The following is a 23174-nucleotide window of genomic DNA, read 5'->3' on the forward strand; positions in this document are numbered from 1 at the left end:
TCTATTCCAAGGGCGGGTGCCCGCGTCGATGATCGAATCGGGCTAGCGCGGTTCTTGGCTTTATTGGCGGCATTGCTCGCTTGTGGTGCCTGCCATTTCTCACGCTATCCCTATGACTGTGCACCCATTCCGTTCTCCGAATGCACCTTTTTGAAACTCAGCCCCATCTTTATGATCGTCTTCGCCCTGCTTTGCCGCAACGAAGCTTCGTCATGCACTATTACAAGGCGTGACCGTTTCGCCCGCAACGTACAATCCAAATCAATCGATTGAATATCATTGATATTGTCGTTTGGCACGGCGTTTGATGAAGCGCTCTCTGGGTCCGCATCCGGGCGGACCGATCAATCACCATATCGAGGGCTACGCATGACAAAGATAATGCCAAAATTATCCCATTGGTTGCTGGCCGGCGCGCTGGCGCTGGGCACCACCTTGGCCCACGCCGCCGATACCATCAAGGTCGGGGTGCTGCATTCGCTGTCGGGGACGATGGCGATCAGCGAAACCACGCTCAAGGACACCGTCCTGATGCTGATCGATGAACAGAACAAGAAGGGTGGTCTGCTCGGCAAGAAACTGGAAGCGGTGGTGGTCGATCCGGCCTCGAACTGGCCGCTGTTCGCCGAAAAAGCGCGCGAGTTGTTGCAAAAGGATAAGGTGGCGGTGGTGTTCGGCTGCTGGACCTCGGTGTCGCGCAAGTCGGTGTTGCCGGTGTTCGAGGAACTGAACGGCATCCTGTTCTATCCGGTGCAATATGAAGGCGAGGAGTCGTCGCGCAACGTGTTCTACACCGGCGCCGCGCCCAACCAGCAGGCCATCCCAGCGGTGGATTACCTGATGAAGGATTTGGGCGTGGAGCGTTGGGTGTTGGCCGGTACCGACTACGTCTACCCGCGTACCACCAACAAGATTCTGGAAGCCTATCTCAAGTCCAAGGGTGTCAAGGAAGAGGACATCATGATCAACTACACGCCGTTCGGCCATTCCGACTGGCAGTCCATCGTCGCTGACATCAAGAAGTTCGGCACCGCCGGTAAGAAGACCGCCGTGGTTTCCACCATCAACGGCGACGCCAACGTGCCGTTCTACAAGGAACTGGGCAACCAAGGTATTTCCGCCACCGACATTCCGGTGGTCGCCTTCTCGGTCGGTGAGGAAGAACTATCCGGCATCGATACCAAGCCGCTGGTCGGCCATCTCGCCGCTTGGAACTACTTCATGAGCATCAAGGACAAGGCCAACGATGCCTTCATCAAGCAGTGGCACACCTTCATCAAGGACAAGAAGCGCGTCACCAACGATCCGATGGAAGCTACCTACATCGGTTTCAACATGTGGGTGAAGGCGGTGGAAAAAGCCAAGAGTACCGATCCCAACAAGGTGATCGATACCATGGTCGGCATCGAGTATCCGAACCTGACCGGTGGCATGGCCAAGATGTTGCCCAACCATCACCTGACTAAGCCGGTGTTCATCGGCGAGATCCAGGCCGACGGTCAGTTCGACGTGGTGTGGAAGACCAAGGGTCTGGTGCCGGGCGACGCCTGGTCCGACTACCTGCCGGGTAGCAAGGACATCACCGCCGACTGGGCTGATCCCAAGATCAAGTGCGGCAACTACAACACCGTCACCAAGAAGTGCTCGGGTCAGAATTACCAGTAATCTCCCCGGCCCCCTCTTGTCGATCTTCACGAATGATCGGGTGGCGCCGGTTCGAATCGCCCGGCGCCATTGCACTCCCTACCTTGGTTAAGGAAGGTAAAAGTCACCCGATCCATTTCCGCAAGCTCGGCGAAGAGGGGATTTCCCTCTCACCCTTCCGATGAGAAGCGCTCCTTATGGTATCCCGCACGTCGTTTCGCGCCGGGCTGACCGGTCTTGCCCTGCTGTTGCTGACGCTTTTCGCGGCATCATCCGTCCGCGCCGCCGATGACGATGCGCTGCGGACTCTCTTGATGCAACTCCGCGAAGCCGATTTCACCGAAAAGGCGACGTTGATTGAAACGCTGGTGAATATGGATCATCCCCGGATCGCCGCAATCCTCGGCGCATTGCCCGAAAGTCGCTTGTACTACCAGGAGGAAGGCGATCGGATGGTGATCGCTCTGGGCGACGATGCCGAGATTGCCATTGAGGATGCCATCACCGGTCAACCCTTGGGGCAAGTGATCAAACGTGACTTGGATCGCGTCCGGGTCAACAATCATTTGCGCAGTCTGATCGAAGACCGCTTGGCCAGTCTGGGCTTGTCCAGCGCCGATCCAGGAAAGCGCCGGGCGGCGGTCGATGCTTTCCTGCGCAATCCCAAACCGGAAGGCGCGGCCCGGCTGAAGGCACGGCTGGAGGTGGAGTCCGACAAGAAAATCCAGGAATTATTGACGGCGGCGTTGGCGCTGGTCGATCTGGCGAGTCCCGACCCTGCCGTGCGTGTACAAGCCGCCAAGGCGCTGGGCGGCTGGACGCAACCGGAAATTCGCGGTCCATTGCTGCGGGTTGCCGCCGAGGATAGCGACGCCACAGTACGCGAGGCGGCAAAAGCCGCGCTGGCCAAGACCGAATTCCGGCTGCAAATGCTGGGTTGGGCGGAAACCCTATTCTTTGGTCTGTCGCTGGGTTCGGTGTTGATTCTGGCGGCCATCGGTCTAGCCGTCACCTTTGGGGTGATGGGCGTGATCAACATGGCGCACGGCGAGTTGATGATGCTCGGCGCTTACACGACTTGGTTGACGCAGCAGTATCTGCCGGTCAACTGGTCGCTGCCGGTGGCCGTGCCGCTGGCCTTTCTCGTGGCTGCATTGGTCGGTATCGCCATCGAGCGCAGCGTGATCCGTTTTCTCTACGGCCGGCCGCTGGAAACCTTGTTGGCCACCTTCGGCATCAGCCTGATCCTGCAACAACTGGTGCGTTCGATTTTCTCTCCACTGAACCGCTCGGTGGCGACCCCGGACTGGATGAGCGGCACGATCCTACTCGGTCCGCTGGAGGTTACGCTCAATCGCCTGGTGATCATCGGCTTTTGCATCGCGGTGTTTGCCCTGCTGTGGCTGGCCCTGCAACGCACTCGGCTGGGCTTGGAGGTGCGGGCGGTGGCGCAGAATCGGGCGATGGCGAAGGCGATGGGCGTCCGTTCGGCGCGGGTGGACGCGCTGACCTTCGGCCTGGGTAGCGGCATCGCCGGTGTGGCCGGGGTCGCGTTGTCGCAACTGACCAATGTCGGGCCCAACCTGGGGCAGAATTACATCGTGGACTCGTTCATGGTGGTGGTGTTTGGCGGGGTCGGTAACCTGTGGGGCACGATGGTGGCCGGGCTGTCGCTGGGTGTCGCCAATAAACTGCTGGAACCCTGGTCCGGCGCGGTATTGGCCAAGATCCTGGTGCTGGTGTTCCTGATCCTGTTCATTCAAAAACGCCCACGCGGACTGTTCCCGCAGCGCGGGCGGGCGGCGGAGGTTTGAACTCATGCGTTTCCCTCCCTGGCTACTCTCCGATCGTGCCGGACTGGTGTTGCTGGCCGTGCTGGCTATCCTCGGCATCGGCGTTCCGGTGCTCAATCTGCTGGTTCCACCCGATCACCCTCTGCATCTGACCGCCTATACCGTTACCCTGCTTGGCAAATACCTCTGCTACGCGCTGTTGGCGGTGTCCATCGATCTGGTGTGGGGCTACATGGGCATCCTGAGTCTGGGCCACGCCGCTTTCTTCGCCTTGGGCGGCTACTGTTTCGGCATGTATTTGATGCGCCAGATCGGGACTCGCGGAGTTTACGGCGATCCCGTGTTGCCCGATTTCATGGTGTTCCTGAACTGGTCGAAGCTGCCTTGGTATTGGCATGGCTTCGACAATTTCGGGTTTGCGGCGCTGATGGTGCTGGTCGTGCCCGGCCTGCTGGCGTTCGTGTTTGGCTGGTTTGCCTTCCGCTCGCGGGTGTCGGGCGTCTACCTGTCGATCATCACTCAGGCGCTGACCTACGCCCTGATGCTGGCCTTCTTTCGCAACGAGATGGGCTTCGGCGGCAACAACGGCCTGACCGATTTCAAGGATGTGCTCGGCTTCCCGCTGCATGCCGATGGAACCCGTATCGTGTTGTTCGTGCTGTCCGCCCTGGCGCTGGCTGGTGGTTATCTTTTGTGCCGCTGGTTGGTCTCGACCCGGATGGGCCGGGTGCTGGTGGCGATCCGCGACAGCGAGGATCGCGCCCGCTTTCTCGGCTACCGGGTGGAACGAGTCAAGGCGCTGGTGTTCACCTTGTCGGCGATGTTGGCCGCAGTGGCCGGGGCGCTGTACGTGCCACAGGTCGGCATCATCAATCCTGGCGAATTCGCGCCGCTGAATTCCATCGAGGCAGTGATCTGGGTGGCGGTCGGCGGGCGCGGCACGCTGGTTGGCGCGGTGATCGGCGCGGTGCTGGTCAACTACGCCAAGACCTGGTTGACCGGTGCCTTGCCGGAAGTCTGGTTGTTCGCCTTGGGTGGATTGTTCGTGGCGGTCACCGTGTTGTTGCCCTACGGTTTGATCGGCCTGTTGCGGCGACGGGAGAAAGCGGCATGAGCGAACTGATCTCGGAATTGGATGCGGTCGGTCTGCATACGCCGGTCGAGCCGGTCGATGCCACCCATGGCATCCTGCTGTATCTGGAAGAGGTCAGCGTCAGTTTCGACGGCTTCAAGGCCATCGATAAGCTGTCGCTGTATATCGGCGATGGCGAACTGCGCTGCATCATCGGTCCCAACGGTGCCGGCAAGACCACCATGATGGACATCATCACCGGCAAGACCAAGCCGGACAGCGGGCGGGTATTTTTCGGCCAGACCATCGATCTGCTCAAGCTGGACGAGCCGGCCATCGCCCGGATTGGCATCGGCCGCAAGTTCCAGAAACCGACCGTGATCGAACCGCTGACCGTGCTGGAAAACCTGGAACTGGCGATGTCGGGCGCCAAGCGGTTGCGCGGGTTACTGTCCACCCGACTGAGTGGCGAGGAACGCGACCGCATCGGCGCGGTGTTGGAGCGGGTCGGCCTGTCCGAGCACGGCGGGCGCCGGGCCGGCATTCTGGCGCACGGCCAGAAGCAGTGGCTGGAAATCGGCATGCTGCTGATGCAGGAGCCGCGCCTGCTGCTGGTGGACGAGCCGGTGGCCGGCATGACCCCGGCGGAAATGGAGCGCACCGCCGAATTGCTGCGCTCGCTGGCCGGCGCGCACTCGGTGGTGGTGGTCGAGCACGATATGGGTTTCGTGCGCTCCATCGCCGATCAGGTGACCGTGCTGCATCAGGGGCGAGTGCTGGCGGAAGGTCGGCTGGACGAGTTGCAGGTCGACCCCACGGTCATCGAAGTCTATTTGGGAGCCGGCGATGCTTACCATTGAAGGTCTGAACCAGTATTACGGCGAATCGCGACACGCTGTGGGATCTGGGGCTGGAGGTGCCGGAAGGCGCGGTGATCAGCCTGATGGGCCGCAACGGCGTGGGTAAGACTACTTTGCTGAAGTGCCTGATGGGTCTGCTGCCGATCCGCTCCGGCACGATCACTTTCGCCGGCGAGGATCTGAGTCGTCTACCGGCGGAGCGGCGGGCGCCGCTCGGCATCGGCTACGTACCGCAGGGCCGGCAGATCTTTCCGCTGCTGACCGTGGAAGAAAATCTGAAAATCGGTTTGGCGGCCAATCCCCGGCGCTTACGACAGGTGCCGGAATTGATCTTCGAACTGTTTCCGGTGCTCAAGACCATGCTCAAGCGCCGCGGCGGCGATCTGTCCGGCGGGCAGCAGCAGCAACTGGCCATCGGTCGCGCCCTGGTGCTGGAGCCGCGTCTGTTGATCCTTGATGAGCCGACCGAAGGTATTCAGCCCAACGTGGTGCGCGAGATTGGCCGGGTCATTCGCCGGCTGAATCAGGAACAGATCGACCGAACCCGCGAGCAGGCCGCCATCGTTCAGGAGATCAATGTGGCGGTGCAGCGCTTGAATCGGGAGTTGGGGATGACCGTGCTGCTGGTCGAGCAGAAGCTGCCGTTCGCCCGTTGGGTCGCCCAGCAGTTTTGTATCGTCGACAAGGGCCGGGCGGTGGCCACCGGAGCGATTGCCGATTTAAACGACGATCTGGTGCGGCAGTATTTGACGGTATAACGGGATTCAGTCGGCGGCATAAGCCAGCGATAGCGCGCCAGGGCCGACGCTGGCGCCGCCGACCGCGCTCATGGTGGACACCATGACTTCGATACCCCACTGGTGGGCGTACCGTTCGAATTCGACGAAGCAGGGCTTCTGCCTGAGTACTTGCGGGTCGCCGGCGTAACTGATCGCCACCAACGGGGTTCGCAGGCCCAATTCGACCGTTTTCCGAGCATGATCGAGCAGCTTCGGCAACGCTTTGTCAAAACCGCGCCCCTTGAACGCCAGTTCAATTTCACCATCGAAAAAGCGGGCAACCGGCTGGTTGCCGAGCAGCCCATCCAGGTGGGACTCCGGAAACGTCATGCGCATTTCCTCATTATCCTTTGCCCAGTTGCGCGCGTAGGCCAAGTCTCCGGGCAGAATGTAGCAGCGCACGTACCGCCGGAACTCCTCGATCCGTCGGCGCAATTCGTTGAAGGCCAAATCCTGATCCCGGAGCAGCCGAATCGCCGCATCGGCCAGCACCGCCTCACCGGCGAAAACGGTTCTACTGTCGAGCACGTTCAGATGGAACGGCGTCAGCAATCCGGCCAGCCGGCGCTTTTCGCGGTAGCCGCGCAGGGTGGCGAAATAGGCTTCGGTCGCGTTTTGAAACAAGGCGCTGAGGGTTTGCGAGAGGGTGATCAGAACCGCCCGGTCGTACTCGACGACCCAACGATCCAGAAACAGCGCGGCGATGGCGTCGGCTGGACAAGGTTCGTTTGTCGCCTTCAGATCCGGCGACGCGGCGTAACGGTGAAAAAAAAGCCAGACTCAGGTTGATATCCCGGGTATCGGAAAACACCTGATCGCCCAGGAGCAATTTATTGGGCAACACCTTTAAACGATGTTGTTGCACGTAAGCATCCGGCAGATCGCAGGTTGCGTCGATCACTACCACGGTTTTCACGCCGACACAACTCCAGAGCCGCGCTTGCGGTCCGTTTGGCGGGCATCCGGCGGCCGGACGAGGGGGTCAGTCCGCATGGGGGTTGTTGTAGAGCGCTTCGAACCGGCAGCCATAACCGAACCGCCCATCCTTCTTGGTGGGGTCGACGCGCACGATGGTGGCCGTTGCCTCCAGTTCGATCTCCGCCAGTTCGTCCGAGTGGATGAAGAGGTATAGTGTCGTTCCGACCGGTAGTTCCTGCTCGGCCCACAACAAGATTCCCCCCCCCGCCGAAATTGCCCATCGTGCCCTCGTGCAACAGGTCGGCGCCGGCAACCTTGTACTGGATTGCGGCGTTGACTTCGGTGCGGGCAAACTGCCGCTTTTCGACACAACCAGGCATGAGCGCACTCCGAAATGGATTTTGGGAAAGCCGGGGCGATGTCTGGGGTGTGCCCTATCACACCTCCGCAAAGTCGGTTAAACTGCCACAAAATTATCGCACCAACCGTTTGGCAAGCCAAGGCGCGGATATCCCCATCGACTCTCCGCACGATGAGACACCGATCCATGCGCAACCAGGAACTTTTTAACCAGCTTGAAGACAGCCGTTCTTTCGCCGCCGGCCAAGCCATCTTCCGGGAGGGGGAGCCGGGTGATAACCTCTATATCGTGGCGGAAGGCGAGGTCGACATCCTGATGAATGGCGGCCATATTCTGGAAACCGTTGGCCCTGGCGGCATTCTCGGAGAACTCGCGCTGGTCGATGACAAACCCCGCAGCGCCACAGCCGTCGCCCGCACCGACTGCGTGCTGGCACCTGTCAGCCGGGCGCACTTTCTGGCTCTGGTGCGGCTGACGCCTTCCTTTGCCATCCAAGTCATGCGGGTTATGGCCGAACGGTTGCGTCGTACCACCAACCAACTCCGCGACTGATCGCGCGGTCAGGCGCCGGCCCGGCTGTTCGGTGCGGACCGGGTTGTCCATGCGCTTGAAAACGCTTTTTCGCATGACACACCGCACGATGCCTGCGGCCTTTCGTGCCAGCCGCGCACCGAAGCCGCTCCGGCCATGGCCGCACGACCGGCAAGCGGGATCGCAGTAGCCTCCTCCGTGGGAATTTGCATGCCTGAAGCTTCTGTCGCCTATCAAGAGGATTCGAATCTGGCCGACAACAGCCCGCTGCTGGGTGACTACCCGGTCGCCGAGTCCGGCTACGACGAAATGTTCGCGGCACCCGGCCTGTTGCGCCCTCATTGGGGCGATATGGCGCGGGCCTTGGAGGGGATCGGTGGCGTGGAGCTGGAGCGCCAGCAGTCCGAAATCCAACGTCTGCTGCAATCGGACGGGGTGACCTACAATACCTACAACGATCCGCGCGGTTCGTTGCGGCATTGGCTGGTCGACCCCATTCCGTTGCTGATGACCGGCGAGGAATGGAACGTGTTGGCAGCCGGGTTGGAGCAGCGTTCGCGGCTGTTGAACGCCCTGCTGGCCGATCTTTACGGCCGACGATTGGCGATTCGTCAGGGGTGGCTACCGCCGGAGTTGATCTATGCTCACCCTGGCTTTTTGCCGTCCTGCCATCAATCGCTGCCGCCGGGTTGCCGCTGGCTGACCTTTCACGGTGTGGACCTGGCCCGCGGGCCGGACGGCACGTTTCGGATCCACGGCGACCGTGCCCAATCGCCGTCCGGCGCCGGCTATACGCTGGAAAACCGGGTCATTCTGGCGCGGGCCCTGCCGATGCTGTACCGCGACGCGCCCTTGCGCCGGCTGGCCAGTTTTCTGGAAACCGAGCGAGCCACGCTGGCGGGCATGGCGCGCCACAACCCCGACAGCCCGCATGTCGTACTGCTGACGCCCGGTCCCAACAGCCCGGTCTATTTCGAACATGCCTATTTGGCCAACTATCTGTCGCTCAGCTTGGTCGAGGGCGAGGATCTGGTGGTGCGCGACGGCCGAGTCTGGCTGAAAACCCTCGGTGGGTTGCGGCCGGTGGATGTGATCCTGCGGCGGGTATCGGACGTTTTCTGCGACCCACTGGAGCTGCGCGGCGATTCCCTGTTGGGCATCCCCGGACTGCTACAAGCAGTGCGCGGCGGTCATGTCGCGCTGGCCAATGCCCTCGGTAGCGGCCTCATCGAAAACCCTGGACTGGCCGCTTTCCTGCCGATGCTGTGCCGGCATCTGCTGGGCGAGGATCTCAAACTGCCATCCTCGGCCACCTGGTGGTGCGGCGACCCGGCCGAACGCGGTTACGTATTGGCGAATCTGGACCGCCTGGTGGTGCGCTCGATCCTGGCGGACGGGCCGTGCTGGGACGGCAGTCAGCTCGACGCAGCGGCCCGCGCGGAGCTGGTCGGGCGAATTCACGCCAACCCCTATCGCTTTGTCGGTCAGGAGCCGCTGCCGCTGTCCACCGCGCCGGTGCTGGAAGAGGGCCGACTGACGCCGCGACCGGTGATCCTGCGCGGTTTCGTGGTCGCCGACGGCGACGGTTATCGCGTCATGCCCGGCGGATTGGCCCGAGTCTCGTCCGGCCTGGATACGCTGCAAGCTTCGCTGCAAAACGGCGGTATCAGCAAGGACTGGTGGGTGCTGGCGCCGACGCCTCAGCGTCATGTCAGCTTGTTGAGGCAGTCCTACGGCCCGATCGTGGTGACTCGCGATGGCAGCGATCTGCCCAGCCGGGTTGCCGATGACCTGTACTGGATGGGGCGCTACCTCGAACGGCTCGACAGCACCGCGCGGTTGCTGCGCGAAGCATTCGGGCGGCTGCTGGAATGGGAGCAGGACAATACCGACGAGCGCTGTTTGGACGACCTGCTCGACGCCCTGGAGATCCCGGTGCCGCCGGTGGCGGAATCGCCGCGCGCGCGGTTCTTCACACTGCGCCAGGAACTACTCGACCTGATCGCCGATTCGGAGCACCCCAGCAGCATGCAGGCGCTGTTCGATGGCTTGCTGCGAACCGGCCGCGCGGTACGCAACCATCTGGGCGACGATAGTTGGCGCTTGTTGAATCGTTTGCAGCAAAGCATCCAGGAGCCGCCCAAAAGCTTGGGTGCCCGCCAAGCGCGGGAGCTGCTGGAAGAAGATCTGATGCTGATGGCGGCGTTTTCCGGGCTCAGCAATGAAACCATGCCTCATCATCAAGGTTGGCTGTTCTTCGACATCGGCCGCCATCTGGAGCGAGTGCTGCATACCTTGGATCTGTTCAAGCTGGCGTTCATCACCGCCCGCAATCCAGGACTGCCGCTGTGGGAGGTCGTGCTCACCTTGACCGATAACCTGACCGCCTATCGCCGTCGCTATCGTTCCGCGCTGCATCCGACCGCGATCATCGACCTCCTGTTGTTCGATGAAGACAACCCCCGGTCGGTTGGCTATCAGTTGCGACGGCTGCAACGCAACATCGGTCGGCTGCACCGGTCGGTCAGCTCCACCTACCGCAACGCCGAGGAACGCTTGATTCTGGAAGCCTTCACCACCTTGCAGCTTGCCGATATCGAAGCCTTGGCCACGTTGTCCCACGACAGCACCCGCTCCAGCACCGAGCTGAGCCGCTTGCTGGACGCGCTGCACACACCATTGTCGAACCTGTCCGACGCCCTGACCCACAGCCATTTCAGCCACGCCGAAGTTCCCCGACAACTGATCACCATGCAGCCGTGAAGTACACCATCACTCATCGTACGCTCTACCATTACAGCAGTGGTGTCGCCCTGTGTCACAACCAGGCGTGGTTGCTGCCACGGGAAGCGAGCTGGCAGCGTTGCCGTCCCAGCCGCATCACCATCCAGCCGCGACCGGCGTTGTCCGTCGAGCGGCAGGATTTTTTCGGCAATCGGGTGCTGTATTTTGCGATCCAGGACATTCATCAGCGTCTTGAAGTCACTCTTGCCACCGAGGTCCAGGTACTGGATGCGCGGCCATTCGGTCCGTCCAGCCCATCCATGGCCTGGGAACAGGCTGGCAAGATGCTGCGGGAAGATCCGGACCCCGAAATCATCGAGGCCCGGTTGTTCGTGCTGGATTCGCCGTTCGTGGGCTTGCATCCAAGCTTTCGCGCATACGCCGAACCCAGCTTTCCACCGGGGCGGCCGCTGTTGAACGCCGTGGCGGATCTGAACCGGCGCATCAATCGGGAATTTACTTACGACCCGCACTTCACGACAACGGCGACTCCGTTGGGTGAAGTCCTGAGCGAGCGACGCGGAGTCTGCCAGGATTTTGCCCATCTGGGGATCGCCTGCCTGCGGGCGCTGGGTTTGGCGGCGCGCTACGTCAGCGGCTATTTGGAAACCATACCGCCACCGGGTCAGCCGCGGCTAGTCGGCGCCGATGCATCGCACGCTTGGCTGGCGGTCTACGTTCCGGGCACCGGCTGGGCGGAGTTCGATCCGACCAACGACTGCATGCCGGGAGAACGGCACGTCACCTTGGCCTGGGGTCGGGATTACGGCGATGTCGCGCCGCTCACCGGGGTGATGACCGGCGGCGGCTCGCACTCGCTGGAAGTGTCGGTGGACGTGGAGCCGCATGCGGAGCCGGTATCGAAAGGCGGACAAGGATAGGCGAATTCCGTCAAATCCGCACCGCCAGCACGTCGCAGGGCGCACCGTGCAGCACGGCGTTGGCGGTCGATCCCAGCAGCAGCGCCAAACCGTGGCGTCCGTGGCTACCCACCACGATCAGGTCGACGCCGTGCGCCCGAGCGGCGTCGAGAATCCCTTCCTTGGTGGAAGGAGCGCTGACCACCCATTGTTCGGCATCTTCCGTTCCCAGGCGGTGCGCCATTTCGTCGAGCGTCTTCCGTGCCTCTCCCAACAGCGCCTCGTCGGGTAAATCCGGCAATACCGGCAGCAGTTCGTAGCCGCCGCCCAGGCTGATATTCACATCCTCGATCACATGGATCAGGCTCAGTCGCGCGCCATACTTGTGGGCGATGTCCTTGGCGCGCTCGCCGACCCGCAATGCTTCGTCGGCAAAGTCGGCGGCAAATAAAATGTGTTGGTAAGCCATCTCGCTTTCTCCCGAGTCATTCACCCAATGGATTCGAACCGGTATGCCACGCGGACCCGATGGTGGAACCTGGATTTCATTGCGCCATCGCATCCAACAGTGCTCGCAGAAACTCGTGGGTTTGCTGACGGGCCGGGTCATTCGGCGGCAGCCGTTCCCATGCCTCGCGCAGGGCGCCCACCCCAAGCCGCACCTGCACCAGACCGAGATTATGCAGGGTCCGCGCATCGTCGCGGCGACGTAGCGCCTCCCGGTAGGCGCGCTCCGCCATATCCAGTCGTCCCTGTTCGGCGTAGAGATTGCCCAACTGGAACCAGGGTCCGGCATCTTGTGGTTGCAGGCGGGCCAATTGCAGATAATACCCTTCCGCCACGTCCCAGCGCCCGGTTGCGTAGGCTTGCCGCGCGCGTTCCTCGATGAAATCCGCACTCGGCGACGGCGCGGGTGGCGCGTTCGACGGCACCGCCCGATCGTCTGGCGAGCGCGACACAGGGGCTTCCAGGCTGGTTGATGTGCCTTGCATGGTGGCGCAACCGGCCAAAACCATGCAGTAGGCCACGATCAACGCAATCCGGCATGGCATTTGGGCGAACCTCTCTGGCGAGCGGCGTATTAGGAACGATTTTGTGGAACGAGCCGCGTGTTCCCAAGTCTTATTGGAAATTCTTCGCCAGTCAAAAACTCCATGTCCCATCGTTTGCTTCCCCTGATCTTGAGTCTGTCGCTGAGCGCTTCATTGGCGTCGGCGGGCGCGCAATCCATCCTGTTGCCGGATATGGGCGATCCCTCGCGGATCTATTTCGGTGCCGACGACGAGCAGCAAATGGGTCTGCAAATCATGCGGCAGCTTCGCGCGCGCGGGGCGGTGCTGGACGATGTGCAGTTGAACGAGTACCTCGATTCCGTGGGTCAGAGCATCGTGACCTACGCCGATCAGAACGGCGTGCCGTTCACGTTTTTCCTGGTCCGCGACCCCGGCATCAATGCGTTTGCCCTGCCTCACAATTTCATCGGCATCAATACCGGCTTGTTGTTGGCCACGCAACGGGAGGACGAACTGGCGGGGGTCATCGCCCACGAAATCGCTCACGTCTCGCAGAAGCATATCGTTCGCGCCATTGCCGACATGAAGCGGCTGACATTACCCTTGGCGGCGGCGATGGTGGCCTCGGCGGCGCTGGCGGCGGCCAGTGGCCAAGCCGGTCAAGCGGCCATGGTGGGGACCATGGCGGCCAGCGCCCAGCATCAGATCAGCTTCACTCGCGCCAACGAACAGGAAGCGGACCGCATCGGCATGCAACTGCTGGCCAAGGCCGGTTTCGATCCTCGGGGCATGAGCGATTTCTTTACCAAACTGGAGCGCATGTCCAGCGGCGAGGCTCGCAACCAAGTTCCCGAAATGTTGCTGACGCACCCACGCCCGGAGAATCGCGTCGCCGATACCCAGGATCGAATCGAGATCCCACCGCTGCGGCGCGTCACTCCCCGCGATCGCCAAGCCTACGCGCTCGCCAAGGCTCGGGCACAGGTGCTGGCGACCGAGGATACCCATACTCTTATCAGGGAGTTGGAAACCCTGCTGGCCAGGGGCGATGCATCCGACCAAACCGCCACGCGCTATGCCTACGCGCTGGCCCTGCGTCAGGCTGGCCGTTATGACGAGGCCCGACAACAGGTGGCACGCCTGGTCAGCGGCGATCCCGATCGGCTGGCCTTCCGCATCGAGGCGGCGGAAATCGCGCTGGCCCAGGGCGATCGGCAACAAGCCTGGCGACTGTTCGAGGAGGCCCGCAAGCTCTATCCAGATGATTTTACCCTGGCCATGCACTACGGTCGCGCGCTGGCCACTCAGGGCGATTCGAAGTTGGCGATGCGTTTGCTGCAACCACACCTGCGCCGTCACCCCAACGATCCCCTGCTGTATGCAAGCTACGCCCAAGCGGCGCAGCGGGCGGGCGACATGGCGGCGACCTATGCCACCATGGCGGAATATCATTATCTGAACGGCGAATTGCTGCCCGCCATCGAGCAATTGGAACTCGGTCTTCGGAATCCCGGCCTGTCGCCGAACCGGGAAGCCCAGTTGCGCGCCCGGCTCAAGCAGTTCAAGGCGGAAGCCATCGCCCTGGATTTACCGATCCCCAAACGGGCTTCGCCCTGAATTGCGGCATGCCGGCAAGTAGCCCGGCCCATGTTACGCCCTGCACCGATCCGATTGACCCACTATACTTAGGTAATATCGACTGACACCATCATCCGAAAAATTTTTTCCTGACCATGACCGATCAAAATTCCACCGCCGAACCAGGCCTGTTCGATGTCGAATTGCTGCTCAAGCAGGCTCGCGCTTATCTGGCGTTCGGCGAGCAAATCCGTCAGTTCGCCGAACAGTCCCCCGACGCCGGCGCTCAGCCGCCCGACTGGGACACTACGCTGCGCCAGCATTTCGACCGATTCAAGGCGGCGGTCGCCCAATCGACCGAGGATTCGAACGCTGATCCCGATCTGGCCCGTCTGTGGACGCTGACCCTGGAAAGCTGGCAACAAGCCGCCTCGTCCTTGGGTGTTTCCGCCATCGCTCCTCGCGCCGACCAGAGTGCCGATGGCTGGCGGGCCTACCAGCAGGTCCAGGGCGAATATCTCGAATTATTGCGGCAGTCGGCGGTGGCTGCGCTGGATCTCATGGAACAACGACTGCGCGAACGCGCGGCTGCCGGCACGGTTGCCGACAGCCTACGCGAGTTGTTCAACTTGTGGGTGGATTGCAACGAAGAAACCTACGGCCGAATGCTGCGTGGCGCCGAGTACAGCGAACTCAGCGGCCGTCTGCTGAACGCTTTGTTGGGCTGTTGCGCGCGCGGAGAACCTGCTTCATGATCGGTCTGACATCCGAACGGATTACCGAGGAACTTCGGTCCTTCAGCGCCAAGCTGGCTCAGGGTGGCCAGACCCTGCGCGATTTGGGCGAGATCGAGACCGGCGTATCCCCTCGGGAGGCGGTCTATCAGGAAGACAAGTTGACGTTGTATCGCTATCAGCCTCGGGTGGCGCAACCGCATCCGGTGCCGTTGCTCATCGTCTACGCCCTGGTCAACCGCCCCTATATGATGGATTTGCAGGAAGACCGTTCCATGATTCGCGGTTTGTTGGATGCTGGTCTGGATGTCTACCTGATCGATTGGGGCTATCCGGACGCCGCCGACCGCGAATTGAGCCTGACGGATTATATCCACCGCTATATCGACCATTGCGTGGATGCCCTGCGCGAGCGTTGCGGGCAGGATGCGATCAACCTGCTGGGAGTATGCCAGGGTGGCACCCTCAGCCTGTGCTTTTCGTCGCTCTATCCGGAGAAGATTCGCAACCTCGTCACCATGGTGACGCCGGTGGATTTCCATACGCCGGACAATCTGTTGACTCACCTGATTCGGCATGTGAACGTGGATTTGCTGGTGGATACCCTCGGCAACCTGCCGGGCCAGTTGCTGAATTTCACCTTTCTGTCGCTCAGCCCGTTTCGGCTAGCCGGGCAGAAGTACGTGGATTTGACCGATATCCTCGACGATGCCCAGGCACTGCGAAATTTTCTGCGGATGGAAAAATGGATTTTCGATAGCCCGGACCAAGCCGGCGCGGCGTTCCGCCAGTTTGCCAAGGATTTCTTTCAACAGAACAAGCTGATCAAGGGCGAAGTGAATATCGGCGACCGGCGAGTGAATCTGGGGAACATCGTCATGCCGGTGCTGAATGTGTATGCCGCTCAGGACCACCTGGTGCCGCCCGCCGCTTCCAAGGCCTTGGCGGAATGCTGTGGCAGTCGGGATTACACGGAGTTTTCCTTCCAGGGTGGCCACATCGGCATTTACGTCAGCGGCCGTGCCCAACGCGAAGTACCGCCGGCTGTCGCGGCGTGGTTGCTGGCCCGTTAGAGGAACTCCGCCAGTCACGTACGGCGTTCGATTCGGAAGGAAGATCAGTCTTTGTGGTCTTTCCGCGCTTTCCTGGGCTTTTCTTGCGCGCTGGTTGTTGCAGCCGAGCTGTCGGCTTGGGCGACTTGCTGGGAGAGGGGAGCCAATTCGCTGACCGTTTCCGGCGGGATATAGGGTTTCTGGAATCGATCGTTGACGCTTTTCCACAACGAGAGGTTGTGTTCCACCAGCTCGGTGATCATCGCCAGCGGATTCTTGCCGATAAGTGTGCGCATCTGTTCCCGAAACAGGTGCTGCTGGTCCACGAACGCCTGCAAGCTTTTCTCCAGATAATTGCCCATCATGCCTTGCAGGGTGTCGCCGTAGAAGCGGATGATGTGCGCCAGTACTTCCGCGGTAAAAATCGGATTGCCCTGCTCTTCCTGTTCGCTGATGATCTGCAACAGAATCCCGCGCGTGATGTCGCTATTGGTGCGAGCGTCGATGACATGGAACTCGGCGCGTTCCAGCACCAGTTGCTTGACATCCTCAAGGGTGATGTAGCTGCTGATAGCCGTATCGTAGAGCCGACGATTCGGGTATTTTTTGATGGTGCGGAGTTCGCTCATGGCGGGCATATAAAAAAAAGCGGCGCGGCGCCGGCCGGAAGGCAAGCGCCGCGCGGTTCAGGGCTCAGCGGAAGTAGAGACCGCCGTTAACGGTGACGTCTTCGCCGGTCAGGAAACCGCCGTCTTCGGCCGTCATGAACGCGACGGTACGGCCGATTTCGGAAGGTTCGCCCAGACGGCCGACTGGAATGGTCTTGACGATGGACGCCAGCACATCTTCCCGGATGGCCCGCACCATTTCGGTGCCGATGTAACCGGGCGAGATCGAGTTGACGGTAACGCCTTTCTTGGCGCATTCCTGAGCCAATGACTTGGTGAAGCCGTAGACCGCCGCCTTGGTCGCCGAATAGTTGGTCTGGCCGGCTTGGCCCTTGATGCCGTTCACCGACGAGATGTTGACGATGCGGCCCCAGCCCCGTTCCACCATCTTCCCGTAGACCTGCTTGGTCATGTTGAACATGCTGTTCAGGTTGGTGTTGATGACGGCGATCCACTGTTCCGGGGTCATCTTGTGGAACATGGCGTCGCGGGTGATGCCGGCGTTGTTGACCAGAATTTCGATCGGGCCGACTTCCGCCTCGATCTTCTTGCAGGTTTCGGCACAGGAATCGAAATCGGTGACATCGGCCAGATAGACTGGAATGTCGAGGCCTTCGGCCTTGCGATCGGCCTTCCATTTGTCCACGGCTTCCTGGCTGAGGCCGTTGTAGTCGACCGCGACGGCGCGACGACCTTGCTCGATCAGTGCCTTGCACATGGCCGTGCCCAGACCACCGATACCACCAGTAACGACTGCGACTCGAGACATTAGAGACTTCTCCTCGGATTTTTGGTTGGAATCAATCGCGTTCGACGGCCAGGGCAACACCCTGGCCGCCACCGATGCACAGGGTCGCGAGACCCTTCTTAGCGTCACGGCGGACCATTTCGTGCAGCAAGCTCACCAGAATGCGGCAGCCGGAAGCGCCGATCGGATGGCCCAGCGCGATGGCGCCGCCGTTGACATTCACTTTGCTGGTGTCCCAGCCCATTTCGCGGTTGACGGAGATCGCCTGAGCCGCGAATGCTTCGTTGGATTCGATCAAGTCGAGCTGATCCACCGTCCAGCCGGCCTTGCTCAGGCAAGCGCGGGATGCCGGAATCGGACCCGTACCCATGATTTTCGGATCGACGCCGGCCTTGGCGTAAGCGGCGATGCGCGCCAGTGGCGTAAGACCGAGGTCACGGGCGGCGCTGGCGGTCATGACCACGACGGCGGCCGCGCCATCGTTGATGCCGGAGGCGTTGCCGGCGGTGACGCTGCCGTCCTGTTTGAACGCCGGCCGCAGCTTGGCCAAGCCGGCGGCGGTGGTTCCCGCGCGTGGGAACTCATCGGTATCGAACACGATCGGTGCGCCCTTGCGCTGCGGAATCTCGATCGGCACGATTTCATCCTTGAACTTGCCGTCGCGAATCGCGGCGGCGGCTTTGTCTTGGGAGGCGGCGGAAAAAGCGTCCTGCTCCTCGCGGGAGATGTCCCATTGGGCGGCGATGTTCTCGGCCGTGATCCCCATGTGGTAGTGGTTGATGGCGCAGTGCAGTCCCTCGTTCAGCATCGAGTCCATCAGCTTGGCATCGCCCATGGTGGTGCCGCGACGCGACCCGAGCAGAAGGTGCGGGGACAGACTCATGCTTTCTTGACCACCGGCGATCACGATTCGGTTGTCGCCGTCGCGGATGGACTGATAGGCCAGATGCACGGCTTTCAGGCCACTACCGCAGACCTTGTTGATGTTCAGGCAGGGCACTTCGATGGGTAGTCCGGCGTTCAGCGCCGCAGTGCGGGCCGGGTTTTGGCCGGTGCCGGCGGTCAGCACCTGGCCAAGGATCACTTCGTCGATTTGTTCTGGCTTGATCCCGGTTTTCCCGAGCAGACCCTGGATAATCTTGGCACCCAGAATGTTGGCTGGGATCGTCGATAGTGATCCCATGAAGTTGCCGATTGCGGTCCTGGCGGCGGCGGCGATGACCACATCTTCCATCGAGTTAACCTCCGGATAGCCCTATTTATATTGGAAATCGCCATGCGTTGGCGAGAGACGACTTGCGCCGTGCACCAACAACAGCATCATACCGATGCAAAAAATAAAGAAGTAGTGAGAGGAGCGTCCAAAGCTGTAATGATGCGGGTTGCGGCCGGCGACAATGGCAGGAATCCTATTCTCGACTGATTTGAGCGCAACATATTGGCGCTTGCCATAATTCTTGTCAACCGATTCTGGCATTGCAGCATCGCGCGATTGTGCGGTATGGCATCGGTCCCCAGTGTTTCAAGGCGAGCTGGATCGAGGAGTAGTGGGCGGTAGTTCGAAATGCACCAGTAGGGTTGCCTGCCAAGCACTACAGTTGTCGTCGCTGATTATGAAGAACCGTCGATCCCGATAGCGGGTCAGGCCTTCGAAGTTGTCCAGCAGCCAGCCTTGGCTGCTGTCGAGGACAGCCACATCGGCCACCGGTAACGGCGTTTCTCCTCCCATTGGCGGCAGCTCGGTGCGGCGCAGGCTGATGATTAGAGGCCGCAGGGGGGCGACGAAAGCGCGTTCCAGCGTCAGCAGACCGCCGTCGGGCAGCGCTTCCATGGCGACCAGGGCGCTGCCGGGCGCGGACCCAAGCGGGTAACTCCAGAATCGGCCATCGCTGGCGAAGAGGCGGATCCGGCCGACTGGGTCGTCGCGCAATGGTGCCTCGGTTCCGGTCAGCACGCCCCAGCGCGGATCGATGGTCACCGCTTCCAGCGCCTGGTTGGTGTCGCGGTAGTTGCGTAAATCGCTGAGGAGCGCGGGCAAGGGTTCTTCGCCCCGCCATTGGCCGGTAGGGCTGTAACGAACCACGCGTGGCCTGATTTCGAACGATACCAGCAGTTCGGTATCGCCGGGCGTCCGGTTGTCGCCGTTGCGGATCGCCAAACCCTCGGCATCGTCGAAAGGCGGACGGATCGGTTGACCGGATGCATCCAGCAATGGATAGGCGGTCACTACCCGTACCCCGGTTAGTATCCCGCGCGAGTCGAATTCCGGCCGTAAATGGAATAGCCCACCGATGTCGGAGATGGCATACAACAGCTCCTCATCTTCGTCCCAGGCCAGGCCGGACAGACCGCACAATTTCAGACTATTGAACTCGGCATTGGGCAATCGCAACGCACCGAGCCAACGAATGCCAGCATGGGTATCGCCGGGACCGGATCGATCGGCGAGCGTGATGGGCGTTGCCTGGAATTCTCGGGCGCAAGCGCTTTGCAAGATGAACATCAGCACGAGAATCGGGAACGAGCGGAACATGTGAACTCCAGCACGGCGGTGGGGCGACGGTCAGGGCGCTCATGCTACCATTTCGGTACCGTATTCGATAAAGGCGAGGCAAGGGCCAACAGCATGAAGGTACCGGTCTGGAATCCGGCGGTCGAGTTCCTGGAACGGGAGGCGCTTGAGCGTTTGCAACTCGCCAATCTCCGCAAAACCGTGGCTTGGGCGCTGAAAACTCCTTTTTACCGACGGCGGCTGGCCGAGGTTGGCTTGCATCGTCCCGAGGATATCGCCAGCCTGCGCGATCTGCGCGACATCCCCTACACCACGAAGGAAGACCTGCGCGAATCCTATCCTCGCGGCCTGCTGGCGGTCGATCTGGAGCAGGTGGTGCGGCTGCATACCTCCAGCGGCACCACCGGCATGCCGACCGTGATTCATCACACGCAGGCCGATCTCGACGCTTGGACCGAACTGGTGGCCCGCTGCATCGTCGCCACCGGCGCCAGTCGCCGCGACGTGTTCCAGAACATGACCAATTACGGGTTGTTTACCGGTGGCTTGGGCCTGCATTACGGTGCCGAACGGGTGGGCATGCTGGTGATTCCGGCCAGTTCCGGCAACACCAGCCGTCAGGTTCAGTTGATGCGACATTTCCAGACCAGCGTGGTGCATGCCACACCCAGCTATTTGCTGCATCTGCACTCGGCGCTGATGGACGAGGACACCGACACCAGTCCGCCGAGCTTGCGCAAGGCCTTCATCGGTGCCGAACCGCATTCGGAGGAAACCCGCCGCAAGATCGAAACACTGTTCGAAATCGAGGCCTACAACTCCTACGGTTTGAGCGAGATGAACGGCCCCGGCGTGGCGTTCGAATGCCTGTACAAGACCGGCCTGCATCTGTGGGAGGATGCCTACCTGCTGGAAGTGATCGATCCCGACAGTTTGCGGCCCTGCGCTGAGGAGGAGACCGGCGAGATCGTGCTGACCACGCTACAGCGACAGGCCACGCCGTTGCTGCGCTACCGTACCCGCGATCTTTCTCATCTGGTGGGCGGTCATTGCCCCTGCGGGCGCAGTCACCGCCGACTGGCGCGAATCAAGGGCCGCAGCGACGATATGCTGATCGTCAACGGGGTCAACGTCTTCCCGTCGCAGATCGAGGAAGCGCTGATGAAGGCGCCGGAAGTCGGCACCAATTATCTGATTCAGGTCGAGAAGCGCGGGGCGCTGGATCGGCTGGCGGTCAAGACCGAAGTCCACGCCGCATTGTTCGCTGGCGATGCGCGCGTGCTGAGCGATTTGCGCGAGCGCATCGCCGAGCGGATCCGTGCCGCCGTTCTGGTCAAGCCATCGATCGAACTGCACGAACCGGGTAGCCTGCCGGTGTCCGAGGGTAAGGCCCGACGGGTGCTGGACCTGCGACCGGCGTTCTGAACGGGCAGGGGACGGGAAGCGGCTCAGTCACTGTAGAAGATGCTCCTGAGATACTCCTCGTGGGCGTGGCGCAGCACCACCGCGATCACCGCCGCCACCGGTAGTCCCAGCAGGACGCCGAAGAAGCCGAACAGATGGCCGCCGGCCAGCACCGCGAACAGTACCGCCACGGGGTGCAGGCCGATGCGATCGCCGACCAGCTTCGGAGTCAGCACGAGATCGCTGATCAACTGGCCGACGCCGAAAACGATCAGCACCGGAATCACGCTCAGCAGGCTGTGATACTGGAGAATCGCGGCGATGCTGGCAACGCCGATGCCGGTAATCAAACCCAGGTAGGGCACGAAGCTCACCAGCCCGGCCAACATGCCGATCAGCAAAGAGGATTGCAGCCCGATGATTGCCAATCCCGTCGAATAGATCGCCGCCAGTGCCCCCATGACCACGAACTGGCCACGCAAGAACGCACCGATCACCTGATCGGATTCCCGCGCCAACGCGCTGACCATCGGTTCGATGCGTCGTGGCAGCAGGTCGTGAATCCGGGCGACCAGCAGGTCCCAGTCGCGCAGCAGGTAGAAGGTGACCACCGGCACCAGCACCAGGTTGGCCAGCCAAGCGAAAATCGCATCGGACGATTCTCGAAATGAATGCAACAGGCCGACGGCCAGATTGCCGATATCATCGGCGTATTTGAGCAGTTCCGAACGCAACTGGCTGAAGTTGAACAAGTCCGGGTCGATGCCTAGCGTATCGCGCAACCACGGCAGCATGGTGGTGTTGAACCCGTCGATATAGTCCGGCAGCCGCTGCAACAGTCCCTTGAACTGGTGAGTGAGCACTGGGATCACCAATAGCAGCAGTAACAACAGGCCGAGCACGAGCGCGCCGAATACCAGGCTGACCGCCAAGGACCGCGACAGCTTGCGTGCCTCCAGCCGGTCGATCAGCGGGTCGCCCAGATAGGCCAGTAGGGCGGCGAACAGAAACGGCGTCAATACCGGTGCCAGCAGGTACAGCAGCGCGGCGGAAACCGCGATGACGATCAGCCAGAAGCGTGCCCGTGGCGGATCGGAAAGTTTGGGCTGTTGGGGGTCGGGTTGCTTTTCGAGCATCATGACGACGGTGGCGGTCGGTCAGAGGGATGATGGTGCTGGCGCCAGGCGTCGTGGCCCCAGCGCCAGACGTAAGCCACGCCGCTCCAGACGGTGGTCAGCGTGGTCAGGCCGATCAGAGTTTCCAGCAGCCACGTCGGTAGCGGCATGATCCCGTGGTTGGCGACGATCACAAGTACCAGCGTCAATTGCAGCAAGGTGTTCAGCTTGCTGATCATCAGCGGCGCGGCCTGAAAGCGCGCGATCAGAAAATGATAGCCGATCGCGCCGCCGACGATGAGGGCATCCCGTACCAGCACCAGCATGACCAGCCAGCCCGGCAGTTCGTGCAGCCAGCCCAACGCCAGGATCGCGCCCAGTAGCAACAGCTTGTCGGCAATGGGGTCGAGGATGCCGCCCAGCTCGCTGGTCCAGCCGTAGTATTTGGCCAGGAATCCGTCCAGCGCGTCGGAGATACCGGCGACCACGAACAGCACCAGCGCCGCGCCGTAGTGTTCCTTCAGCAGCAGCCACAGAAAAGGCGCCACGAGCAGGATCCGCAGGCCGGTGATGAGATTGGGAATATCGCGGGGTTTCACAGGTAACGATGTCATGTCAGCGCCGCCCGTCCCTCTTGGAGACCGCGCGTGCTCGTTGGGGTTCGAGCGCTGTATCGATAAGCATAACTTACCCGAATCCCGTCAAACAGCAAGCTGGAAATACGACTAGAATGAGGGGGTCAAGCGAG

21 protein-coding genes and 2 pseudogenes are annotated in these 23174 nt (G+C 61.5%); 12 read left to right on the forward strand and 11 right to left on the reverse strand.

What is annotated here, in order from left to right:
• Positions 1-381 precede the first annotated feature (381 nt).
• From urtA to E4P82_RS10715, 5 genes and pseudogenes are all read left to right on the forward strand, one after another.
• Positions 382-1665 (forward strand): urea ABC transporter substrate-binding protein, encoded by a 1284-nt coding sequence (gene urtA / locus E4P82_RS10695; protein ID WP_246327520.1) that lies wholly within the window; start codon positions 382-384, stop codon positions 1663-1665.
• 176 nt (positions 1666-1841) lie between these two features.
• Positions 1842-3458, forward strand: a complete 1617-nt coding sequence (gene urtB, locus E4P82_RS10700) for an urea ABC transporter permease subunit UrtB (RefSeq protein ID WP_169248872.1) — start codon at positions 1842-1844, stop codon at positions 3456-3458.
• A gap of 4 nt (positions 3459-3462) precedes the next feature.
• The gene (gene urtC, locus E4P82_RS10705; RefSeq protein ID WP_169248873.1) at positions 3463-4551 is read left to right on the forward strand and encodes an urea ABC transporter permease subunit UrtC; all 1089 of its coding nucleotides are present in this window, start codon (positions 3463-3465) and stop codon (positions 4549-4551) included.
• The gene (gene urtD, locus E4P82_RS10710) at positions 4548-5369 is read left to right on the forward strand and encodes an urea ABC transporter ATP-binding protein UrtD (RefSeq protein ID WP_169248874.1); all 822 of its coding nucleotides are present in this window, start codon (positions 4548-4550) and stop codon (positions 5367-5369) included. The genes urtC and urtD overlap by 4 nt, the downstream gene beginning before the upstream one ends.
• Positions 5356-6127: pseudogene (locus E4P82_RS10715) on the forward strand (ATP-binding cassette domain-containing protein). Before urtD ends, E4P82_RS10715 begins: the two are co-directional and overlap by 14 nt.
• A 6-nt stretch (positions 6128-6133) precedes the next feature.
• On the opposite strand, the pseudogene E4P82_RS10720 reads toward E4P82_RS10715, so the two are convergent.
• Both E4P82_RS10720 and E4P82_RS10730 read right to left on the reverse strand, forming a co-directional pair.
• Positions 6134-6892 (reverse strand): annotated as a pseudogene (locus E4P82_RS10720) (DegV family protein); the annotation flags it as partial.
• 238 nt (positions 6893-7130) lie between these two features.
• Complete coding sequence (locus E4P82_RS10730; RefSeq protein WP_312914756.1) at positions 7131-7454, reverse strand: PilZ domain-containing protein; 324 nt, start codon at positions 7452-7454, stop codon at positions 7131-7133.
• A 159-nt stretch (positions 7455-7613) separates the two neighbouring features.
• Here E4P82_RS10730 and E4P82_RS10735 point away from each other — a divergent pair, with 159 nt between their 5' ends.
• The 3 genes from E4P82_RS10735 (at position 7614) to E4P82_RS10745 (ending at position 11623) form a co-directional block, all read left to right on the forward strand.
• Positions 7614-7979 carry a cyclic nucleotide-binding domain-containing protein gene (locus E4P82_RS10735; protein ID WP_169248878.1) on the forward strand — a complete coding sequence of 122 codons (366 nt, stop codon included), beginning with the start codon at positions 7614-7616 and terminating at the stop codon, positions 7977-7979.
• 189 nt (positions 7980-8168) lie between these two features.
• Complete coding sequence (locus tag E4P82_RS10740) at positions 8169-10721, forward strand: circularly permuted type 2 ATP-grasp protein (protein ID WP_169248879.1); 2553 nt, start codon at positions 8169-8171, stop codon at positions 10719-10721.
• Positions 10718-11623: a transglutaminase family protein gene (locus E4P82_RS10745; protein WP_169248880.1), complete on the forward strand. Its 906-nt coding sequence runs from the start codon at positions 10718-10720 to the stop codon at positions 11621-11623. The genes E4P82_RS10740 and E4P82_RS10745 overlap by 4 nt, the downstream gene beginning before the upstream one ends.
• 10 nt (positions 11624-11633) lie before the next feature.
• Here the strand turns inward: E4P82_RS10745 and E4P82_RS10750 are convergent, their stop codons facing one another.
• Both E4P82_RS10750 and E4P82_RS10755 read right to left on the reverse strand, forming a co-directional pair.
• Positions 11634-12071: a universal stress protein gene (locus E4P82_RS10750; protein ID WP_169248881.1), complete on the reverse strand. Its 438-nt coding sequence runs from the start codon at positions 12069-12071 to the stop codon at positions 11634-11636.
• 76 nt (positions 12072-12147) lie between these two features.
• Complete coding sequence (locus E4P82_RS10755) at positions 12148-12654, reverse strand: tetratricopeptide repeat protein (protein ID WP_246327521.1); 507 nt, start codon at positions 12652-12654, stop codon at positions 12148-12150.
• A 102-nt stretch (positions 12655-12756) separates the two neighbouring features.
• On the opposite strand from E4P82_RS10755, the gene E4P82_RS10760 reads away from it, so the two are divergent.
• The 3 genes from E4P82_RS10760 (at position 12757) to E4P82_RS10770 (ending at position 16000) form a co-directional block, all read left to right on the forward strand.
• Positions 12757-14232, forward strand: coding sequence for a beta-barrel assembly-enhancing protease (locus tag E4P82_RS10760; RefSeq protein ID WP_169248883.1), 1476 nt, complete (start codon positions 12757-12759; stop codon positions 14230-14232).
• Positions 14233-14348: 116 nt separating this feature from the next.
• A complete protein-coding gene (locus E4P82_RS10765) occupies positions 14349-14948 on the forward strand; it encodes a poly(R)-hydroxyalkanoic acid synthase subunit PhaE (protein ID WP_169248884.1) in 600 nt (199 codons plus the stop codon).
• The gene (locus E4P82_RS10770; RefSeq protein ID WP_169248885.1) at positions 14945-16000 is read left to right on the forward strand and encodes a class III poly(R)-hydroxyalkanoic acid synthase subunit PhaC; all 1056 of its coding nucleotides are present in this window, start codon (positions 14945-14947) and stop codon (positions 15998-16000) included. Before E4P82_RS10765 ends, E4P82_RS10770 begins: the two co-directional genes overlap by 4 nt.
• Before the next feature lie 44 nt (positions 16001-16044).
• Here E4P82_RS10770 and phaR read toward each other — a convergent pair whose 3' ends face one another.
• The 5 genes from phaR to E4P82_RS10795 all read right to left on the reverse strand — a co-directional run bounded on the left by phaR (position 16045) and on the right by E4P82_RS10795 (position 19928).
• Positions 16045-16608, reverse strand: a complete 564-nt coding sequence (phaR, locus tag E4P82_RS10775) for a polyhydroxyalkanoate synthesis repressor PhaR (RefSeq protein WP_211203115.1) — start codon at positions 16606-16608, stop codon at positions 16045-16047.
• Positions 16609-16672: 64 nt separating this feature from the next.
• A complete protein-coding gene (gene phbB, locus E4P82_RS10780; protein WP_169248887.1) occupies positions 16673-17416 on the reverse strand; it encodes an acetoacetyl-CoA reductase in 744 nt (247 codons plus the stop codon).
• Between the two features lie 31 nt (positions 17417-17447).
• Positions 17448-18629, reverse strand: a complete 1182-nt coding sequence (locus E4P82_RS10785; RefSeq protein ID WP_169248888.1) for an acetyl-CoA C-acetyltransferase — start codon at positions 18627-18629, stop codon at positions 17448-17450.
• Between the two features lie 21 nt (positions 18630-18650).
• Positions 18651-18872, reverse strand: a complete 222-nt coding sequence (locus tag E4P82_RS10790) for a hypothetical protein (protein ID WP_169248889.1) — start codon at positions 18870-18872, stop codon at positions 18651-18653.
• Between the two features lie 45 nt (positions 18873-18917).
• Positions 18918-19928: an esterase-like activity of phytase family protein gene (locus E4P82_RS10795; protein ID WP_169248890.1), complete on the reverse strand. Its 1011-nt coding sequence runs from the start codon at positions 19926-19928 to the stop codon at positions 18918-18920.
• On the opposite strand from E4P82_RS10795, the gene E4P82_RS10800 reads away from it, so the two are divergent.
• Positions 19929-21332 carry a phenylacetate--CoA ligase family protein gene (locus E4P82_RS10800; RefSeq protein WP_312914762.1) on the forward strand — a complete coding sequence of 468 codons (1404 nt, stop codon included), beginning with the start codon at positions 19929-19931 and terminating at the stop codon, positions 21330-21332.
• Positions 21333-21355: 23 nt separating this feature from the next.
• Here E4P82_RS10800 and E4P82_RS10805 read toward each other — a convergent pair whose 3' ends face one another.
• Positions 21356-22450: an AI-2E family transporter gene (locus E4P82_RS10805; protein WP_246327522.1), complete on the reverse strand. Its 1095-nt coding sequence runs from the start codon at positions 22448-22450 to the stop codon at positions 21356-21358.
• A complete protein-coding gene (locus E4P82_RS10810) occupies positions 22447-23040 on the reverse strand; it encodes a CDP-alcohol phosphatidyltransferase family protein (protein WP_211203116.1) in 594 nt (197 codons plus the stop codon). Before E4P82_RS10810 ends, E4P82_RS10805 begins: the two co-directional genes overlap by 4 nt.
• Positions 23041-23174 lie beyond the last annotated feature (134 nt).

This window comes from Candidatus Competibacter phosphatis, from assembly GCF_012939995.1.
Classification (GTDB): Bacteria; Pseudomonadota; Gammaproteobacteria; order Competibacterales; family Competibacteraceae; genus Competibacter; species Competibacter phosphatis.

Bases quoted from the DNA above. Each gene is read 5' to 3' on its own strand.
- urtA (WP_246327520.1), top strand. From the start codon at position 382: ATGCCAAAATTATCCCATTGGTTGCTGGCCGGCGCGCTGGCGCTGGGC.
- urtB (WP_169248872.1), top strand. From the start codon at position 1,842: ATGGTATCCCGCACGTCGTTTCGCGCCGGGCTGACCGGTCTTGCCCTG.
- urtC (WP_169248873.1), top strand. From the start codon at position 3,463: ATGCGTTTCCCTCCCTGGCTACTCTCCGATCGTGCCGGACTGGTGTTG.
- urtD (WP_169248874.1), top strand. From the start codon at position 4,548: ATGAGCGAACTGATCTCGGAATTGGATGCGGTCGGTCTGCATACGCCG.
- E4P82_RS10735 (WP_169248878.1), top strand. From the start codon at position 7,614: ATGCGCAACCAGGAACTTTTTAACCAGCTTGAAGACAGCCGTTCTTTC.
- E4P82_RS10740 (WP_169248879.1), top strand. From the start codon at position 8,169: ATGCCTGAAGCTTCTGTCGCCTATCAAGAGGATTCGAATCTGGCCGAC.
- E4P82_RS10750 (WP_169248881.1), bottom strand. From the start codon at position 12,071: ATGGCTTACCAACACATTTTATTTGCCGCCGACTTTGCCGACGAAGCA.
- E4P82_RS10755 (WP_246327521.1), bottom strand. From the start codon at position 12,654: ATGCCATGCCGGATTGCGTTGATCGTGGCCTACTGCATGGTTTTGGCC.
- E4P82_RS10760 (WP_169248883.1), top strand. From the start codon at position 12,757: ATGTCCCATCGTTTGCTTCCCCTGATCTTGAGTCTGTCGCTGAGCGCT.
- E4P82_RS10765 (WP_169248884.1), top strand. From the start codon at position 14,349: ATGACCGATCAAAATTCCACCGCCGAACCAGGCCTGTTCGATGTCGAA.
- E4P82_RS10770 (WP_169248885.1), top strand. From the start codon at position 14,945: ATGATCGGTCTGACATCCGAACGGATTACCGAGGAACTTCGGTCCTTC.
- phaR (WP_211203115.1), bottom strand. From the start codon at position 16,608: ATGAGCGAACTCCGCACCATCAAAAAATACCCGAATCGTCGGCTCTAC.
- phbB (WP_169248887.1), bottom strand. From the start codon at position 17,416: ATGTCTCGAGTCGCAGTCGTTACTGGTGGTATCGGTGGTCTGGGCACG.
- E4P82_RS10785 (WP_169248888.1), bottom strand. From the start codon at position 18,629: ATGGAAGATGTGGTCATCGCCGCCGCCGCCAGGACCGCAATCGGCAAC.
- E4P82_RS10790 (WP_169248889.1), bottom strand. From the start codon at position 18,872: ATGCCAGAATCGGTTGACAAGAATTATGGCAAGCGCCAATATGTTGCG.
- E4P82_RS10795 (WP_169248890.1), bottom strand. From the start codon at position 19,928: ATGTTCCGCTCGTTCCCGATTCTCGTGCTGATGTTCATCTTGCAAAGC.
- E4P82_RS10805 (WP_246327522.1), bottom strand. From the start codon at position 22,450: ATGATGCTCGAAAAGCAACCCGACCCCCAACAGCCCAAACTTTCCGAT.
- E4P82_RS10810 (WP_211203116.1), bottom strand. From the start codon at position 23,040: ATGACATCGTTACCTGTGAAACCCCGCGATATTCCCAATCTCATCACC.